An 18140-nucleotide genomic window follows, 5' to 3' on the forward strand; every position below is an offset into this window, starting at 1 on the left:
GCCAGCTCCGCTGCCGCATCCGCCGCCAAGAAAAAGAAGGAAACAACACACAGCTTGACCCCTGCATGAACCGAAATCCATAATCAGAGGTGGCTCACTTCTCGGTGAAAAAACCGGCTCAGTTCTGGGTGAAAATCAACAGTCGAAGGTCGTTTCAACCGTAATTCGAACGTCCATGGCAGCTCCCCTTCCAAAAAACTCACCTTAGCATGGCCGACACCATCGACGAGGACCCCCACGTTTTGTCCACTCCCGTCGAAAGACCGGGGGCGAGACTTCAACCCGAACAGGGTTTCGATGAAAGATCGTAAGTGGACGAAGGCGCTTGGCGACGCCTCACTGGACCTTTCGGATTTGGTCCGCGCGCTGCATTGAATCCGTGATGATCGGACCGCTCACGCCGACCGGTACCTGATTGCCCAAGCCAAGCTTCGTTCGTTCCAGTGCCGGATCGAGGCGGTCGGCTATCTCTTCGAGAAGATCCAGAGCACGGTTCCTTGGAAGGCCACAGGCCTTGCCTTCGGCCTCAAAGTGGCGCGGCACAATTTCGTCAATGCCATAATGGCCGTCGATCGACATGGCGAGTCGGTAGCGTTTGCGCTGAAGGCGTCCGGTATGGACGACCGGCGCTACACTCAGGATGTCGTAGAGCGGTGCAAGACGGAAACGGCCGCGGCGGCCCAGCTGTAGGCTGAAATTCTTGGCATGCCCGTCAGATGCGCCGATCAGGAAGTAGAAGATTTGGGCGCGGAAGAAGGTTTCGCGATCGTGGATCGGATTGTCGGATTCCCGTAGGAGGTCCATGACTTGACCGATGCCCGGGCCACCTGACTTTTGGTATTTCCGGGCGGAGGGATAGCCAAGGGATTGGCAGATGTCTTCCTGCGGCAAACGTTTCAGGGTTTCGCCTTCCCACGTCCGGTCGATACGTTCAACAGCCAGTGCTGCTAACCCCGGCAGGGAGATCTTCTCGACCTTGGCCACAGGCAGCCCAATCTCGCGGGCCAGCGTCATGCAGAAAAGTTCGTTCTCGACGCTGTCGCTCATGTCGATTTCGTCGGGGCCGGGAAGGATGCCCATTGGGGTTTTGAAGATGTGGCTTGTCGGCGTGATGCCGCGCGGTTTCCCCCAATGGTCGCCGATGCGAAGATAGGCGGTCTTTTCTTGGGCCCCGGCGATGGAGATCCGGAAGTCCTCGTCTTCCCCGAGCGCTAATGGCGCCGCGGCGAGATTCTTCAGATCGGTGACCATCTCCGCCTCGGAAATCTCGCGATATTCCATGTCTTGGGCCGCGGGTTCCTCGTCCAGCGGCAAGAACTGCAACGCCCCCACGCAGTCCCGCCCGAGTGCGGACAGAAGGCAGAAGACGTCTTTTCCCTCGGCGCCGACCCGCGCCGCGATCTTTTCACGGAGTTCACCTTCCGCATCCGGCAGAAGGTTGTCGAAAGCGGCAATCACCGGATCGCCTTTCCAGTCCGCCTGTGTCAGAGGCAATACACTTGCCACGGGGAAGGCCAAGTCCGAGGCCAGCCAGGCTGAATTGTAGGAAAAGTTAACGCCGCCATCGGTGGCTTTGATCAGTGTCCCTACCGGTGTCCTTTCGTACCAAACTGCTGTCTTGCTACGCCGGATGCCGGCCCGCCTCCGTGCCAAGCGCGCCATGTTAGTTTGGATCCTGTTCGGGCATGCGCCCGGTCACGGTCAACTCGGCACCGAGGGCTTCGAGCAGCCGGAGGTAGACGTCGAGGCTGACTGAGACGACGCCGGTCTCTATATCCGAGACGGTGGATTGCGCGGTCCCCGTGATTTGGGCCAGTTGTTTCTGGGTCATACCACGCGCACGCCGTCTGGCGCGAAGCGCGGCGGCGGCCTGCCGCAGACTGCGTATGGATTGGGTTGATGCTTCTTGCATGAAGCGACAATAGCCCATGAACTATATCTATTCAATATCGCTTATGGGCCATTCTGTACGTTTATCGCCTATGGGCGATCAAGATGCATTATAGCTTAAGAACGATATGGCTACAGCCGAGCAGGGCAGTAACAGGGCATTGGTCAATCCACCGGAGCCTGTAGCCGCCGCTCGGACACCTCGCCAAAACGATGCCTTGTCACATATTTAGCCCCGCCAACGATGGAGCAGTGCGGCGGGCATTGTCAGGTTGTCGGTACCGATCTGGGAGGCTAACGCAGGATGATGATATTGTCTGTCCCCTCCTCGGCCTTGAAGGGCTATCGCTTTCCACGCTCGGTTATTGGCTATGCCGTCTGGGCCTACCACCGTTTCGCCCTAAGCCTACGAGACGTTGAGGATCTGCTGGCAGAACGCGGCATTACGGTCAGCCATGAGACGATCCGAGATTGGGTGGCTAAATTTGGAGCGCAGATTGCTGCAAAGATTCGGCGTGATCGCCCTCAGCCCGCCGACAAGTGGCACCTAGACGATGTTGTGATCCCGATCCGGGGGCAGAAGCACTGGCTCTGGCGTGCAGTCGATGGCAACGGAGATACGCTAGAAATCCTTGTGCAGTCGCGCCGAAACGCTAAAGCCGCCAAGCGTTTTCTGCGGAAACTCTTGAAGCGTTGGGGCATGCCTCGGGTCATTGTAACGGATAAATTGCGCAGCTATGGCGTTGCTATGCGCGAGCTTTGCCTTGGCGTTGATCACAGATCGCACAAGGGATTGAACAATGTCAGCGAGGCATCACATCGGCACACCCACAGAAGAGAGAAGATATTCGGCCGGTTCAAATCAGCAAGACATGCTCAGAAGTTCCTCTCTGTCCATGATCAAATTGCAGTTCTCTTTCGCCCAAAACGCCACCGCATCAACGCCGCTGACTACCACTGCACACGAACAGATGCCCATGGCCTCTGCGTTCGTTACGTGGGCGAAATCGTCGCCTGAAGCTACCGCATCAGCTGCTTATCCAAGCACTGGAAAATAACCTGACAATGCCAGAAAGGCAGCATTCAGGATCGCTGCTCAGATATTTTGGCGGAGAAGGCTTTACTGAATGATCTGGCCCGAGTGGCAATTCGTATCAATGCAAGGCGGACTGCGGCAGGCAATGCCGCAGCCCTCTTGAAATCAGGCCCTGGCGAAGGCCAGCAGATCGGGGTTAATCACCTCGGGATGGGTGGCGAAAAAGCCATGCGACAGGCCTGGATAGGTTTTCAACGTCCCATTGCGCAACAGTTTGATCGCTTTGTGGGCCGAGTTCGCAATTGGCACGATCTGGTCATCCTCACCATGCAACACCAGCACCGGCACGGTGATCGCCGTCAGATCCTCGGTGAAATCGGTTTCCGAGTAAGCCTTGATGCAGTCGTAATGCGCCTTTGCACCACCAGCCATGCCCTGACGCCACCAGTTGTTGATCAGGCCTTGGCTGATCTTGCCACCATCACGGTTGAAGCCGTAGAAAGGGCCCGAGGGCACATCGACGTAGAACTGCGCCCGGTTGGTGACCAGCGCTGCACGAAAGCCGTCGAAGACCTCCAGCGGGATTCCGTCAGGATTTGCTTCGGATTTCACCATCACTGGCGGCACAGCACCTATTAGTACAGCCTTGGCAACGCGACCGGGTTCGGCGCGGGCCACATAGCGCGCGACTTCGCCCCCACCCGTTGAGTGGCCGATGTGGATAGCATTGCGCAAATCCAAGGTGCGGGCCAGTTCAGCCACATCGGCAGCATAGGTGTCCATGTCATTGCCGGCATCCGTCTGATCGGAACGCCCGTGCCCGCGCCGGTCATGTGCAATCACGCGATAGCCTTCCGACAGGAAGAACAGCATCTGGTTGTCCCAGTCATCGCCGGACAGTGGCCAGCCGTGATGGAAGACCACCGGTTGCGCGTCTTTCGGACCCCAATCTTTGTAGAAGATGTTGGTGCCGTCTTGGGTCTTGATCGTAGCCATCGTGATATCTCCTTGAGTGTGAGCAAAAATGATCTGCGGCAGAGCGGTCAGTGCCGCCGCAGCGGCAGCCGTCAACATCATAGCGCGCCGGGTAGCATCTGTGTGCATCGCCTGTCCTTTCGGTTTTAACATGGACAAATCTAGAGATACGGATACATGAAGAAGAGTGGCGAAACGGACAATGATCGAGGCAAAACGGACATGATAGGCATCACGGGTGCGGTGGCTGAAATCGGGCTTTTGATCTATCCCGATTGCCAGCTTGCGGCGATTTATGGACTGACAGACTTGTTCCGTATCGCCGGGGAATGGACTGGGGATCCGCCGCGCGTCCTGCGAGTGTCACATTGGCAGGCCTCAGCCGAAGGCGTCGTCTGCGTCTGGGACAGTCATCCGGGTGCGCCACACCGCCTCAGCCATGTGATCGCTCCGCCCAGCATCATCATGCCTGAATTGATGGCCCCGGCCCCCGAGGCGGCACGCTGGCTGCGCGAACAGCATGCGGCAGGGACGACCCTGTGCTCGGTCTGCGCCGGGGCGTTTGTGCTGGCGGAAACTGGCTTGATCGACGGTCGCCGCGTTACCACGCATTGGGCCTTTGCCCAGCAGTTGGCGCAGCGCTTTCCGAAAGTGCATCTGGCCGAGCAGCATATGGTGCTTGACGAGGGCGATATCATGACCGCTGGCGGCATCCTTGCCTGGGCCGACCTTGGCCTAACGCTGGTACAGCGCTTGCTGGGCCCATCGACCATGCTGGCCACGGCGCGTTTTTTGCTGATCGAGCCGCCGCGACACAGCCAGAGGGCTTTCGCACAGTTCATCCCACGATTCGACCATGGTGACGACGCGATCCGACAGAGCCAGCATCATATCCACGCCCATGCGACAACATTGAACGGTGTAGCAGATCTTCAATTGGCCGCGGGGATGACAGGCCGCACCTTTTTACGCAGGTTCAGCGCGGCCACGGGATTTCGCCCGGTCGAATACCTCCAGCAGGTGCGTATCGCGAAAGCGCGTGAGGCATTGGAGCATTCGCTGACGCCGGTGGATCGTATTGCTTGGGATGTCGGCTATGCTGACCCTGCCGCCTTTCGCAAACTGTTCCAAAAGCTGACCGGGCTGCCACCTGCGGCATATCGCCAAAGGTTTGGTATCGCGTCTGAGGCGCATTAGCCTGCGCCACGCCTCGACCCGTAGCCTGTCTGGTGTATGGGAGTGCGTCACACTCGCAATTGGATCGGCAGTGGGCTAGAACACATCAGCAAAGTTGCCGCGAGATCCAGAGTGCCAGCTGTTACACCGCCGCAAGATAGCCCGAACAGTGATCAATTGATGTTCGGCGACACCGATCCGCGTCTGGGCTATTCGCGGGTGTTCTTCGCGCTGCAACGCATCAACCGTACGATGATGCCCGGCGTTGACCGCGCGCTGAAAGCAGAGGGGATCGCTGATCCTATCTGGTACGAAATTCTTTTGGCCGCAAGTGAGGCAGGGGCTGCCGGGGTGCAGATGATCGCACTGCAACGGCGGCTGTTTTTGCCGCAGTATGCTCTGTCGCGGCACATCTCACGGATGGAAAAGGCTGGGTTGATTTGCCGGCAAAGCCAACCCGGTGCAGGGCGTGGGCAGATCATTCACCTGACTGAGAACGCGCAAGGGCTGCATGAGAGGGTCTGGTTGGTGTATCGGGCCGAGATCGAGGCGCATCTTGCCGAGCGTCTGTCAACGGCCGAGGCTTATCAGGCCTTGAAGTTGTTGAACCGCCTATACCCCTGAACGAAACAGGGGCGGTTTCCCGCCCCCCACTCGTCAAACCATGATCAACGTTGATCAGAACTTCATCGCCGCAACGATGGAGATGGTGCGCCCCGGCTCGTAGAATGGCGTCACATCGGCAAAATCTGCGCCATAGCTCGCCCGGTCTGCATATTCTTTGTCGAAGACGTTGTTCACCTCGGCACGGACCACCAAGCCCTCGATGCTGGGTGAAGCGTATTCGGTGAACAGGTTCAGCACGGCATAGCCGGGGATTTCGGCATCAGCGACGCCCTCGATATCGCTATAGCGCGTGGCGGCGTCGATGCTGCCGCCAAAGGTGAAGTCACTGCCTTCGGGCGTATGTTGCAGTTCAATCGCAAAGATGCCGCCAAGCGGTGCGCCAAGGTCAAGCGCCGAGAAGCTGTCGGCACCCGCCCCGTTCACCTTGACCTTACTTTGCGAATAGCTGGCGCGCAGATAGCCATCGTCCCAGCCATAACCAAGGCCCAGATTGAAGCCACGGCTTTCTGCATCGCCATTTGTGTTGGAGCGGAAGCTGCTGACGCGGGCATCGTCGATCTTGGTCAGGAACAACTCGCCGCTGAGATCAAGGCTGCCTGCTTCATAGTCGAACCCCAAGGTGTAGTTGGTGGAGCGTGACGGGCGCAGGCTGTCATAGTCCCATGCGGGATTGTAGATGAAGTTATCCTCGATGGTCAGTCCACCAAACACCGAAGAGGTGCCGCCGCGCAGTGTCAGCTTGTCATTCAGGGCGTAGGACACCGACAGGTTGCCACTGAAGCCCGCAAAATCATCCGACCAGCCAGTGGTGCCGGTGAAGTCCTGTCGATCATAGCGCATGCCGAAGGACAGCGACAATGCCTCGGTCGGGTCAAGCCGTGCCTGTGCAAACAGGCCGGTGTTGCGCGAGGCCTCGGTGATGGCTACCACGGTATCATCGCTATAGGTGCTTTCGCGATCATAGAAATCGACCCCGACCGTGACGGTGCCCATGCCCAGCTTGATACGGTTCTCGATCTTGCCTGATGTGGTGGCAGAATCGCCCCAGCTTACGCCAAGCTCGGGGAACGTGGGCTGATCGACGCCGATGCGGACCTTTGATTTACCCAACACTATCTTTGGATCCCAGAAGCCCTCGGCCAAGGTGTTTTCATAGCTGAACGCAACGGTGTCCCGTGTGGTATCGTAGCGGCGCGGCGCGAAAGGCCGACCGTCTGAGATAAAATTGGCGCGGAACGGGCGCAAGGCGTCATCCGCCATCCGTTGACCCGAAAGCTCGAAGCGGTGGCCATCGGGGGACTCAAAAGCCAGTTTCAAAAGCATCGTCGTCAGATCGGCTGCGCTGCCCGCAACTTCGTCCCCTGATCCGGTTTCATAGTCATCACCGGTGGCGCGCTTGGCATAGCCCAACCACTCGAAACCGCCCGAACGGCCCGCCAGCGTGGCCGCGCGCCCGAAGGTGTTGCCGTTGTCGCCGAACGACAAGCGGACATTGCCGCCGACGTTCTGACCGTCTTCAAGCACGTCTCTGGCATCGACGGTTTCCATCACCACAGCACCTGCCATGGCATGCGGTCCGGCATCAGCCGGAGCGGCACCTGCATCAACGCGGACGAATTTCATCAGGCCGGGATCGAAGGCGTTGGCCGAAACATGGTGGAACAGTCGGTTGTTTTGCGACACGCCATCGACTGTGACCGCAAGGTTCAGCATATCGACGCCGTTGACGAAAATCTTCTGCGCCACAGGGATTGCACCACCGACCGAGACCGAAGCGATACCGGCGAAAAGATCCTTCAGATCGCCCATACGGGCACGGTCAAGCTCGGCCTCGGCAACGTATTGGCTATTGGCGCGGTCTGCGGCGTTGCCGTCGGGATCCGTGGCACGCACGAGCGACGGGTCCAGCAGAATGCGACCCAGAAACACCGGAGCCGACTCTGGCTCGGCTTGCTGAGCGATTGCGGTGCCGGGGCAAAGCAGTGCCAGCGCCGTTCCCGCAGAAATCGTGGACATAGAAAGGCGCGCGCGGGCGCGGCGGGTGTGAAACGCAGCCATCAGGACCTCCGAATTGCGGCTTGATTGGCTTGGGATTCCCTGGCTTTTGCCGCGAACTAGCAGTCCAGCATCGAACATGCAACTGCATGTTTGTGAGATCTGGCAGAGGGGATCGTTGGGGCAACCGTGGTGCAACAGTCTGGAGCAATGGGTTGGATTTGACCTCGAACAGTCTGTTCCGACGGTTACACGAACCGTAATCGGGGTCTGCCAGAAGATGGCATGGTGCGGCCCGGTGCCTAGACGTGGTGCAAGATCAGTGGGCGACCCTCAAACTGTTCAACCCGCAGCGTCATGTCGTACAGCGGTTCCAAGACCCGTGGCGTGAATACCGCTTCGGGCGGGCCCTCGGCCACAATGCGGCCCGCCTTCATGGCAACGACATGGTCGGCCCATGCGGCGGCGTGGTTCACCTCATGCAGCACCATCACCACGCTGCGGCCAGCGTCACGCAGACTTGCCAATTCTTGCATCAACCCACGCGCGTGGGCCATGTCCAACGCGGCAAGCGGTTCGTCCAGCAACAACCAGTCGGTGCCCTGCGCGAAAGCCATTGCCAGATGGGCGCGTTGGCGCTGCCCACCGGAAAGTTCGTCAAGGAAACGATCAGCCAGATCGGTCAGGCCCAGCCGTGTGATCGCGGCTGCGACCAGCGCCTGATCGTCCTCCTGCGGGCGGCCATGATGATGCGGCCAGCGCCCAAAGGCGACCAACTCGCGCACCCGCAGGCGGCTGGCGATACCCGCGTTCTGCGGCAAGATCGCCATCGCCTTCGCCAATACCTCGGTCGGCGTCTGCGTCAGATCCAATCCGGCCACGCTGATCTGTCCCGATTGCACCGGCAGCAGCCGTGCGATCAGCGACAATAGCGTGGATTTCCCTGCGCCGTTCGGGCCGATCAAAGCGGTGATTTGGCCTTTGGGGAGGGTCAGGTTGATATCGCGCAGAATGTCGGTTTTACCGATGCGGTGGTTCAGCCCGCGCACTTCAATCATCGGATCCGTCCTTTCAAAAGAAGGCCAAGGAACACCAAACCACCCACAAATTCCACAACGGCGGGCAGCGTAGATTGCTGGCCCAACGCGCGCTCGAACAGGGTTTGCCCCGCGACCAGCATCAGCGCGGCCAAAAGCATCGCCGTCAGCAACAAGGGCAAATGTCGGTCAGAACCAGTCAGAGGCCGGGCCAAAGCTGCGACGATCAGGCCCAGAAACGCCAGCGGCCCGACCAGCGCGGTCGCCACTGCGACCAGCACGGCGACAAGCACCAGCACCAAAAGCACCAGTCTGTCATGCCGCAATCCCAGCGACACAGCCGTTGGCCTGCCCAGCGCCAGCACGTCCAGCTTTGATGCCAGCCCTATCGCCACCGCAATCACCATCGCTGTCGTCAGCGCGACAAAGGGCAGAAGGCTTGCGTCGATCCGCGAAAAGCTGGCCGCCGATTCCGACTGCACGATCACAAAAGCGTTCGGGTCCATCACCCGCGACAGGAAACCGCTGGCGGACCGGAACAGGATCCCCAGAATCACCCCGGTCAGCATCATGCGCGGCACATCCTGCGCGCCCCGGCCCAGCAACGTGCCGAACAGCAGCAGCGCGGCACCAACCAGCACCGTCACCTCAGTCGCGAACTTCGCGGGCCCGGAAATCGCCGCAAATCCTATTGGGCCAAGGCTGACCACCAGTGCGGTCTGCAAGAACAGAAACAACGCATCGATGCCCATGATCTGCGGCGTCAGAATGCGGTTGCGTGCCACGGTCTGGAACAAGATCGTCGCGACGGCGACAGCCATCCCAACCACCAGCAAGCCTGCCAGCCGAGTGCTGCGCAAAGACAGCACGAACTGCCACTTCTGCCCAAGGCCGGGCAGCAGATACAGTGCCGACGCGAACATGAGGGCTACGGCTAGCAAGATCAGCCTCTTACCCATGCCGAGGCGCCCGCCACAAAAGCCACAGGAAAAGTGCCGCACCAACGATGCCCAGCACCGAGCCCACCGGCACCTCATAGGGAAAGATCACCAGCCGCCCGATGACGTCGCACACCAACAGCAGCGCCGCACCGCCCAGAGCCGTCACCGGCAGGCTGGCGCGCAGATTGTCACCCATCAGCCGGGAGACGATGTTTGGCACCACTAGCCCCACAAAGGGCACCATGCCGACCGTCGCCATGACCAGCGCTGTCACCACCGACACAACCACCAGCCCGAGCCGCATCACCGCAGCAGGTCGCAACCCCAACCCGCGCGCCATGCCATCGCCAAGACCCAGAATGGCGAAGCGATCAGCAGCGAACAGGGCCAGTGCTGCAGCAGCACCTGCGACCCACAACAGCTCATAGCGCCCGGCGATGACGCCCGAAAACTCGCCCGTCATCAGCCAGATGCCCACCAGTTGCAAAAGATCGGTCTGCCAGCCGATATGCAGCACCATCGCGCCAAGCACTCCCGACCAAACCAGACCTGCAAGGGGCACCAGCAGCACCTCTTGTGGCGGCAGCCGACGGATCATAGCCAAGAACAATGCGGTTCCGGCCAGCCCGCCCGCGCTTGCCGCAAGCATCTTGACCCAAAGCGACGCCTCGGGCGCCAGCAGCGTCGCGGCAATCAACCCCAGCGCTGCAGCCTCGCCGGTGCCGGTCGTGCCCGGCTCGACAAAGCGGTTGCGCACCAGTTGCTGCATCACAACGCCCGCCACCGCCAGCGCAGCCCCAGTCAGCATCACCGCCAACGTGCGCGGCAAGCGCGACACCCAAAAGATCAGGCTGGCGTCGCCCGACAGATCCGCGACGCCAACCAGCAGACTTGTCGCCGCAAGTGGGACAAGCGCAATCGCAAGGATCAAGCTGAGCCGCACCGGGCTACTTCGTGAACGCAGCGAGAAGCTCGTCCAGCGTGGTCATCATGGACGTATAGCCGCCACCCGCTATGTAAATCGGGGTTGAGGAAAGGTAGACAATCTGTCCCTTCTGCCCGGCCGCTGTTCCTGCGACCAGTGGATTGTCCAGGGTTTCCGAAGCCAGCGCTGGCTCGCCGATTGCGGCAGACCGATCGACCACGATGATCCAGTCTGGGTTCACCTCGGCCACAAACTCAAACGACACCGCATCGCCATGGGTTTCGGGGTTCAGGTTCTGGTGTGCTTCGGGAATGCCTAAAGTGTCGTGCAGCCATGCAAACCGCGAGCCCTTGCCATAGGCCGAGATCTTCGGCCCATTGCTCATCAGGATCAGCGCGCGGCCCTTGCCACTGGCGGCGGCCTTCACCTCGGTAATCTTGGCATCCAGTGTTGCGTTCAGCTCGGCTGCCTTTTCCGCCTTGGCAAATAGTGCGCCGTAGGCCGTGATCCGATCACGGCCCTGCCCCACGACGTCTTCCCAGATCGTCATGTCGATGGTTGTCGCCACCTGCGACAACGGCTCGATCTGAGTCGAGGACCGGCCACCAGCGATGATAAGATCCGGCGACAGTGCAGCCAACGCCTCCAGATCAGGTTCGAACAGCGTGCCCATGACCGGAACTTTTCCGGCAAGATCGGCCAAGTAGGGCACATACAGCTTGTCCGGCACGCCAGCCAGAGTGACGCCAAGGGCTGTCAACGTATCGATCGCTGCAATGTCCAGCACGGCGACGGTGGCAGGCGATAGCGGCAAGCTGACCTCACCCTTGGCCGTCGCAATGGTCACATCCTCGGCAAGGACAGGAGCGGCAACCACGGACAGGGCAAGAACGGCCGCGAGGCGGCGGAACTGATGCAGCATGACAGTCTCCAAGGCTTTGGGCGTGTGGCTGGAGAACTGGCTTCACGCGATTGCGCGCTGGATAGCGGCTTGCCGCGCGCCGGTCCAGCGAATACTCAGGGTAAAATACTAAGGTATTTCCCGCAATTGTCGCCACCACCGACACTGAAATGGCTGTGGTAGTTGCCACCCCCGGTCCGCCACCGGCCTTACGGCCTCGATCTTGAACTCACGGCTGAACTTGCGTCTCATCATATCCGCTCTCCAGTTCCTTGGTCACGATCTTATCTTCGTTTCCACGAAACCGGCAGCATGTCACCTGACTGCCTGTCGGCGATTGCTGCGCATTCGCCTGTCGGCCAACGGATCCCGGCCTTGCGACAGATCTCCGCAACCGCCGTGCCCTCTTCGCCCTGCTTGATGATGAACGCCTTCTGCGCGTCCGTGAATTTGCTCGCCTTCATCCGATTCCGCTCCTCTCCCAGCCAGGAAAACGTAGCGGAAAACTCCAGCTTCAAACGATCCAGTTTCCGGGGATCAGATCATCTGGATGCAGCCGTGGGGGAGAATAAGTCAGTTGAGGTGGAGGAATTCGTTCAAAAACCAAAGGCCCGCCGGTGAGGGCGAGCCTTTGGCGATCAGTTTGTGGGAAGGCTAGCCTGCAAAGTTTGGCATCGCTTCCAGCTGTTCTTTGGTCTGGCTCAGATACACACGCAGATCTTCGCCTTCTGCCTCGCGCAGAATGTCAACATCTGCCAGCGGCAGAGCAACAGGCTTTTCGCCCATACCTAGGAAGCCACCCACATCAATCACTACATCCGTGGCTTTGCCATCCGCCGCAAGCACCAGATTGGAGACTTCGCCAATGGCTTTGTCATTGGCATCGTAAACCTTCGCACCGGTCAATTTTTCGGCGGTCAGGTAGGTGGCATCAGCCGCCACATAACCATCGCGGGTCATTGGTTGACGTGTGGTCGCTGCAGGGTCGCTTGCTGCCATCGTATCAGTCGCAGCAGGATCTGTTGCAGCCATCGTGTCGGTCGCGGCGGGAGCCGCAGCGGCAGGCGCCGTCGCATCGGTATTCATCGAGTAGTCAGGTGCGGCCTCAAAATCAGCACGCGCAGCCGACATCACCAGAAAGAAGTCATCGGGTTTGTCTGCCGTGGCGCTGTCGCTGACGAATTTGATGGCTTCCATGCCAACCGCGACCTGACGTTCCCCCATACCCAGGAAACCGCCGATATCAACCAGCACGGCATCTACCTTACCGTCACGCGACATCACCACATCGTTGATTTCGCCGATGTCATCCCAGCCCTCTTGGGTGCCACTATACTCGGTCGCATCAATCGCCGCTTCCGAAGCGTAAACACGCATGCCGATAAAGTCAGAGGCCCGGACATTCATCGGATCGACTGCAGCGCGGAACATGCTGCCCGAGTCCTGAGCGAAAGCCGCACCTGCAAGGCCCGCAAAAACGGCGGTGGAAAGCATTAGGTTTTTCATCTTCATCTCCAGTCGATGCATTTTTATGACGCTGTGTTGCGCTGACTGGAAAACGTCACCGCCCAAGGGTGGTTCCGAAATTTATCAACAAATACAGCAGGAACCATCGGGCAGTTTATGCGTTTGCATTGCTTTTCTGGCATGACGGTCCGCGCGGACACTTAAAAATCAAACCTGCTCTGACAGCGACAGTCCTGATCTGTTACGCGCTGTGGAACGAATTTTTCCTTGAGGATTTAACGACGTGGCGGGTCTTGAAGGTTTTGAACGCCGCCTATGTTATTTTGCAAACCGTCCTACAAGGAGCCCGCGCCATGCAGATCCCGTCGGCCTTGGTGAATTTCCGGGCGACCCGTCTGATCGCAACCCTGCGGCTGGTGCTGCTGCCAATCGGCAGATCGACCCGCCCAACCCGGTGTGGGCGCTAAGCATGCGCGCCGAAGACATCCTTTTTCCGACCGAGGCCGGGTTGTACTGCGCGCCGGGGGATTTCTATATCGATCCGCTGCGCCCGGTGCCGCGCGCGCTGGTCACGCACGGCCATTCCGACCACGCCCGTCCCGATCATGGCGCTGTGATGGCGACTCGGCAAACGCTGGAAATCATGGCGATCCGCTATGGCGAAGGATTCACGCCAAGCCGCCAGATTGCCGAAGGCTTGATGCGGGTGGGCGATGTGACCGTCAGCTTTCATCCCGCAGGGCATGTGCTGGGATCAGCGCAGATCCTGATCACCCCCGACCACGGGCCGCGCATCCTTGTGTCGGGGGATTATTGCCGCGCGCCAAACCCCGTCTGTCTGCCGTTTGAGCCTGTGGCCTGCGATATCTTCATCACCGAAGCCACCTTTGGTTTGCCAGTGTTCCGCCACCCTGATCCCTTGACCGAGGCTGCACGTCTGCTTGCCAGCATGGCAGAATTCCCCGACCGCCCGCATCTGGTCGGGGCTTATGCGCTGGGAAAAGCGCAGCGGGTGATCGCACTGGCGCGAGCGGCTGGTTACGCAGGGCCCATCGCCATCCACGGTGCGCTGAAGCGGTTGTGCGACTACCATGTCGAGCAAGGCATTGACCTTGGCCCCCTGGTCTCGGCCACCGATCCGGGCGAGGCGCAACTCGTTCTTGCTCCGCCCTCCGCCTTCGCAAGCCCTTGGGTGCAACGCTTTCGCGATCCGGTGATTTCCTATGCCTCGGGCTGGATGACCGTGCGCGCCCGTGCCCGGCAACGCGGGGTCGAACTGCCGTTGGTGATCAGCGATCACGTCGACTGGCCGCAACTGACCGCAACCATCCGCGAGCTTTCTCCGCAAGAAGTCTGGATCACCCATGGCACCGAAGATGGGCTGATGCGCTGGTGCGAGATCGAAGGTATCTCCGCCCGCCCGCTGCGGCTGATCGGCTATGAGGATGAACCCGAATGAAGGGCTTCGCGCGCCTCTTGGAACGATTGGCCTTCACCGCAGGGCGCAATGCCAAGCTGACCATTCTGTCGCATTATTTCGCGGCTACTGCTGACCCTGATCGCGGCTGGGCGCTGGCGGCCCTGACCAGCACTTTGGATTTGCGGCAAGTCTCGCCGTCGCTGCTGCGACGATTGGCGGGAGAACGTGTGGACGCGCAGTTGTTTGCGCTGTCTTATGATTTCGTGGGCGATCTGGCCGAAACCATCGCGCTGATCTGGCCCGAAAGTACGTCCTCCAGCCCCGAAGTCACGCTGTCCGATGCGGTGGCTTTGCTGCGCGAAACGGGGAAGTTGGCGCTGCCAGCCGCCATCGCCGTCATGCTGGACCGGATGACCCCGCCCGAACGCCTTGCCTTTCTGAAACTGGCCACTGGCAACATGCGGGTGGGGGTTTCGGCCCGTCTTGCCCGCATCGCCTTGGCGCAAAACTCTGCCCGCAGCGTTGAGGAGATCGAAGAAATCTGGCATGGCCTTGCCCCGCCGTACACCCCGCTGTTTGATTGGCTTGCCGGCGGTGCCCGCCCCGAAGCGGCCTCTGCCGCGCCGTTCCGACCCGTGATGTTGTCAACGCCGATCACGCCCGAGGATCTGACCGCGCTAGACCCGGCCGCGTATTTTGCGGAATGGAAATGGGATGGCATCCGGGTGCAAGCGGTGTCCGAAGGCGGGCGGCGGCGACTTTATTCGCGCACCGGCGAGGATATTGGCGCGGCCTTCCCCGATTTGCTGGAAGCGGTGGAGTTTGAGGGCGCGGTGGACGGCGAACTCTTGATCCGTCGCGATGCCGATGTCGCGCCCTTTGCCGATCTGCAAAAGCGTCTGGGCCGAAAGGCGGTCAGCCGGGCCATGCTGCAAAGCCATCCTGCCAGCCTTCGGCTTTATGACATCCTGACATGGCAGGGCGAAGATCTGCGCGCCCTGCCGCTTGAACACCGCCGCGCGCGTCTCGAGTCCGCAAATTTTGCCCGTGACCGGATTGACCTGTCACCGTTGCTTGCGTTCACGACATGGGACGATCTGACCCATCTGCGGTCGACACTGCCCGCTGCGGTGATTGAAGGCGTGATGATTAAGCGCCGCAGCGCGCCCTATATCGCTGGACGTCCGCGCGGCCCGTGGTTCAAATGGAAACGTGATCCGATGGTGGTGGATGCGGTGCTGCTTTACGCGCAAAGCGGTCATGGCAAACGGTCGGGCTTTTTCAGCGATTTCACCTTTGGCCTTTGGGATGGGGCCGATCTGGTCCCGGTCGGCAAGGCTTATTTCGGATTCACCGATGAAGAATTGAAAGAACTGGATCGCTTCGTGCGCAAGAACACCACGCAGCGCTTTGGCCCTGTACGCCAACTCGCCCCTCTGCTGGTGGTTGAGGTCGCATTCGAGGGGCTGAACGTCTCTGCGCGTCATCGCTCGGGTCTGGCGATGCGTTTTCCGCGCATCTCGCGCATCCGCTGGGACAAGCCCGCAGCCGAGGCCGATCAACTGGAAACGCTGCGCACAATGTTGTGAATTGCGGCGGTGGTGCGGATCAAATTCGCCAGTTATTCCAAAGAATTCATGCCCAATACCGATGCCATATCGCGAAGATCCATGTGCATCGGTCACATGTAGCCCACAAGTCGCAATGGCAGGGAACCACGCGCTGCATCACCCGTTAACCTTTGCTTCTCACAGGAATTGAAGCAGAATGTGTGAAACGAATAGGTGCTGAGATGGCAGGACGCATATTGATTGTCGAAGACGAGATTATCGTCGCGATGGATCTTGAAGCGACGCTAGAGGACTTTGGGTTTGAAACTGTCGGCATCGCTGCCGATAAGGCAAGCGCATTGCAACTTGCCTCGGCTCAACCCGATGTGGCGCTGGTCGATGTAAACCTGCGCGATGGTCCGACAGGCCCTGAAATCGGTGAGCGGCTGGCGCGTGAGTTTGGCGTGAACGTCGTATTCATTACAGCGAACCCGCGCATGTTAGGCGACGGCATCCCCGGCGCAATCGGTGTGCTGCCGAAGCCCTTTGATGCGCATACGATCAAACAGACGGTGGACTATATCCTTGCTCTGAAAAGCAACACGGACCACATGATGCCGCCGCCAGCGTTGACGGTGTTTAACGGGGCACAACAACGCGCTTAGATCGGACGCGGTTTATCATACCGGAAATGCAAAACCCGCCCAGATCGCTGGGCGGGTTTTTTTTCTTATGCTAAGCGCACCTACGGTTAAGACGCTGGCTTGCCTGTGCCGCGCACCAGGCTGTTGCGCGGGCAAGTGATGGTGACGACCAATCCCCCCGCATCCCATTCCCGCTCTATCGTGCCGTTCAGGTGCGACTGGGCGCTCGCCAGCACCAACTTAGTGCCAAACCCCGTGGTTGCGGGTTCTCCCATAACCATTGGGCCGCCCATTTCTGCCCATATCAACTGACAATGATCTCCATCGCAGGAGGTGAATATATGCACCTGACCTTGAGTGGTGGATAGCGCACCATACTTTTTAGCATTGGTTGCCAATTCATGCAGGATCAACGCAAAGGGGGTTGCTGCGGCATCATCAACTGGCACGTCCGCTCCGGATATGGCGATCCGCCCATCGTCCATGGCAAGGTAGGGCTTCAGAATTTCGCGGGCGAGGCTGTGTAGCGTCACACCTCCCTGATGCGGGCGCGACTGGTCGGAATGCGGTCGCGCCAGATCATGCGCGCGGCCCAAGGCAGCGATACGCGCCTGTAGATCCTTGGCGAAGACGGTGGATTCAGGGGCGCGACGCCCCGACAGACCGACCAGACTTTGGATGATGGCGAAAATATTCTTGATGCGATGGCTCAACTCTTGGCTCAGCAATTCGACGTATTCTGCGGCCTTTTTGGTGTCGTGGATATCGGTGCAGGTGCCGAACCAGCGAATGATCTCACCCTTGTCGTTGCTAACCGCCCGAGCCCGGCCCAAGACCCAGCGATATTCCCCGGAATGGTGACGCAGGCGATACTCGATCTCATAGGGCTCGCCGGTTGCAAGCGAATGTGACCAGCGTTGCCATGCCCGCGCCTGATCGTCAGGATGAAACATGCCGTTCCAAAGTTCACCATCGGTGCTGCCCTGAGGCACTCCGGTAAAGCGATACCAGCCAGAATTGTAGTAATCGTGGAAACCGTCCGCTTGCGTAGACCACACCATCTGCGGCATCGCATCTGCAATCGCAGCAAAGCTGAGATGCTTCTTGCGGGTTTCTTCCGCGTCTCGAAGATTCCGATTTCCCAGCATCTTGCTGTAGCTGATGTCGATCAGAACCCCAGAAGTCCCGGCAGCGCCACTGTGTAATCCCCGCATTAGAAACAACCGCTCGGTGCTGTCGGCGGCGCTGACGCGCAGCTCAAACTCGAACGGAACAGGGTCGGCGTCAGATCCGGCAAGCAAACTCAGGACGCGCGCGCGGTCACTTTCAGCCATCCGATCTAAGAACGCAGCCAACAAGCCTTGATCATCGCTTCTAAGCCCGAGCACCTGCTGCAATCCGCTTGTTGTGAGAAATCTGCCCTCGGTCTGGTGGATCTTAAAAGGAAACACTCCACCTAACGCCTGTGCCCGCAGCAGATCTTCTGGGAATGTGCTGCCGTGTGCCTCTACGTTTTGCGAGCGGTCATCGTACGATAAAGTCATATGGTGGTCCTG

General features: G+C 59.6%; 17 protein-coding genes and 1 pseudogene. 7 read left to right on the forward strand and 11 right to left on the reverse strand.

What is annotated here, in order from left to right:
• Nucleotides 1–336 precede the first annotated feature (336 nt).
• Nucleotides 337–1662 (reverse strand): HipA domain-containing protein, encoded by a 1326-nt coding sequence (locus U1A24_RS02815; protein ID WP_322320473.1) that lies wholly within the window; start codon nt 1660–1662, stop codon nt 337–339.
• 1 nt (nt 1663) lies between these two features.
• A complete protein-coding gene (locus U1A24_RS02820; RefSeq protein ID WP_322320474.1) occupies nt 1664–1930 on the reverse strand; it encodes a helix-turn-helix transcriptional regulator in 267 nt (88 codons plus the stop codon).
• A gap of 267 nt (nt 1931–2197) precedes the next feature.
• On the opposite strand from U1A24_RS02820, the gene U1A24_RS02825 reads away from it, so the two are divergent.
• Nucleotides 2198–2908, forward strand: a complete 711-nt coding sequence (locus tag U1A24_RS02825; protein ID WP_322320475.1) for an IS6 family transposase — start codon at nt 2198–2200, stop codon at nt 2906–2908.
• A 183-nt stretch (nt 2909–3091) separates the two neighbouring features.
• Here U1A24_RS02825 and U1A24_RS02830 read toward each other — a convergent pair whose 3' ends face one another.
• A complete protein-coding gene (locus tag U1A24_RS02830) occupies nt 3092–3922 on the reverse strand; it encodes an alpha/beta hydrolase (RefSeq protein ID WP_322320476.1) in 831 nt (276 codons plus the stop codon).
• Nucleotides 3923–4123: 201 nt separating this feature from the next.
• Between U1A24_RS02830 and U1A24_RS02835 the strand changes: the two genes are divergently transcribed.
• Both U1A24_RS02835 and U1A24_RS02840 read left to right on the forward strand, forming a co-directional pair.
• Nucleotides 4124–5098: a GlxA family transcriptional regulator gene (locus U1A24_RS02835; protein WP_322320477.1), complete on the forward strand. Its 975-nt coding sequence runs from the start codon at nt 4124–4126 to the stop codon at nt 5096–5098.
• 159 nt (nt 5099–5257) lie between these two features.
• Nucleotides 5258–5701 (forward strand): MarR family winged helix-turn-helix transcriptional regulator, encoded by a 444-nt coding sequence (locus tag U1A24_RS02840; RefSeq protein WP_322320478.1) that lies wholly within the window; start codon nt 5258–5260, stop codon nt 5699–5701.
• Between the two features lie 54 nt (nt 5702–5755).
• Here the strand turns inward: U1A24_RS02840 and U1A24_RS02845 are convergent, their stop codons facing one another.
• From U1A24_RS02845 to U1A24_RS02875, 7 genes and pseudogenes are all read right to left on the reverse strand, one after another.
• Nucleotides 5756–7720 (reverse strand): TonB-dependent receptor domain-containing protein, encoded by a 1965-nt coding sequence (locus U1A24_RS02845; protein ID WP_322320479.1) that lies wholly within the window; start codon nt 7718–7720, stop codon nt 5756–5758.
• 281 nt (nt 7721–8001) lie between these two features.
• Complete coding sequence (locus U1A24_RS02850; protein ID WP_322320480.1) at nt 8002–8757, reverse strand: ABC transporter ATP-binding protein; 756 nt, start codon at nt 8755–8757, stop codon at nt 8002–8004.
• On the reverse strand, nt 8754–9695 hold the full coding sequence (locus tag U1A24_RS02855) for an iron chelate uptake ABC transporter family permease subunit (protein WP_416173449.1): 942 nt from the start codon (nt 9693–9695) through the stop codon (nt 8754–8756). The genes U1A24_RS02850 and U1A24_RS02855 overlap by 4 nt, the downstream gene beginning before the upstream one ends.
• Entirely contained in the window at nt 9688–10620 is a 933-nt protein-coding gene (locus U1A24_RS02860) for an ABC transporter permease (protein ID WP_322320482.1), read from the reverse strand. The genes U1A24_RS02855 and U1A24_RS02860 overlap by 8 nt, the downstream gene beginning before the upstream one ends.
• Nucleotides 10621–10624: 4 nt before the next feature.
• A complete protein-coding gene (locus U1A24_RS02865) occupies nt 10625–11524 on the reverse strand; it encodes a siderophore ABC transporter substrate-binding protein (protein WP_322320483.1) in 900 nt (299 codons plus the stop codon).
• A gap of 332 nt (nt 11525–11856) precedes the next feature.
• Nucleotides 11857–11967 (reverse strand): annotated as a pseudogene (locus U1A24_RS02870) (transposase); the annotation flags it as partial.
• Nucleotides 11968–12157: 190 nt separating this feature from the next.
• Nucleotides 12158–13009, reverse strand: a complete 852-nt coding sequence (locus U1A24_RS02875) for a PRC-barrel domain-containing protein (protein WP_322320484.1) — start codon at nt 13007–13009, stop codon at nt 12158–12160.
• Nucleotides 13010–13077: 68 nt separating this feature from the next.
• Here U1A24_RS02875 and U1A24_RS02880 point away from each other — a divergent pair, with 68 nt between their 5' ends.
• The 4 genes from U1A24_RS02880 to U1A24_RS02895 all read left to right on the forward strand — a co-directional run bounded on the left by U1A24_RS02880 (nt 13078) and on the right by U1A24_RS02895 (nt 16605).
• A complete protein-coding gene (locus U1A24_RS02880) occupies nt 13078–13437 on the forward strand; it encodes a hypothetical protein (RefSeq protein ID WP_322320485.1) in 360 nt (119 codons plus the stop codon).
• 2 nt (nt 13438–13439) lie between these two features.
• On the forward strand, nt 13440–14429 hold the full coding sequence (locus tag U1A24_RS02885; RefSeq protein ID WP_322320486.1) for a ligase-associated DNA damage response exonuclease: 990 nt from the start codon (nt 13440–13442) through the stop codon (nt 14427–14429).
• The gene (locus U1A24_RS02890; RefSeq protein WP_322320487.1) at nt 14426–15979 is read left to right on the forward strand and encodes a cisplatin damage response ATP-dependent DNA ligase; all 1554 of its coding nucleotides are present in this window, start codon (nt 14426–14428) and stop codon (nt 15977–15979) included. The genes U1A24_RS02885 and U1A24_RS02890 overlap by 4 nt, the downstream gene beginning before the upstream one ends.
• A gap of 203 nt (nt 15980–16182) precedes the next feature.
• The gene (locus U1A24_RS02895; protein WP_322320525.1) at nt 16183–16605 is read left to right on the forward strand and encodes a response regulator; all 423 of its coding nucleotides are present in this window, start codon (nt 16183–16185) and stop codon (nt 16603–16605) included.
• 86 nt (nt 16606–16691) lie between these two features.
• Here the strand turns inward: U1A24_RS02895 and U1A24_RS02900 are convergent, their stop codons facing one another.
• Entirely contained in the window at nt 16692–18128 is a 1437-nt protein-coding gene (locus U1A24_RS02900) for a sensor histidine kinase (protein WP_322320488.1), read from the reverse strand.
• Nucleotides 18129–18140: the final 12 nt, after the last annotated feature.

Source organism: Cypionkella sp., assembly GCF_034376685.1.
GTDB lineage: Bacteria > Pseudomonadota > Alphaproteobacteria > Rhodobacterales > Rhodobacteraceae > Cypionkella.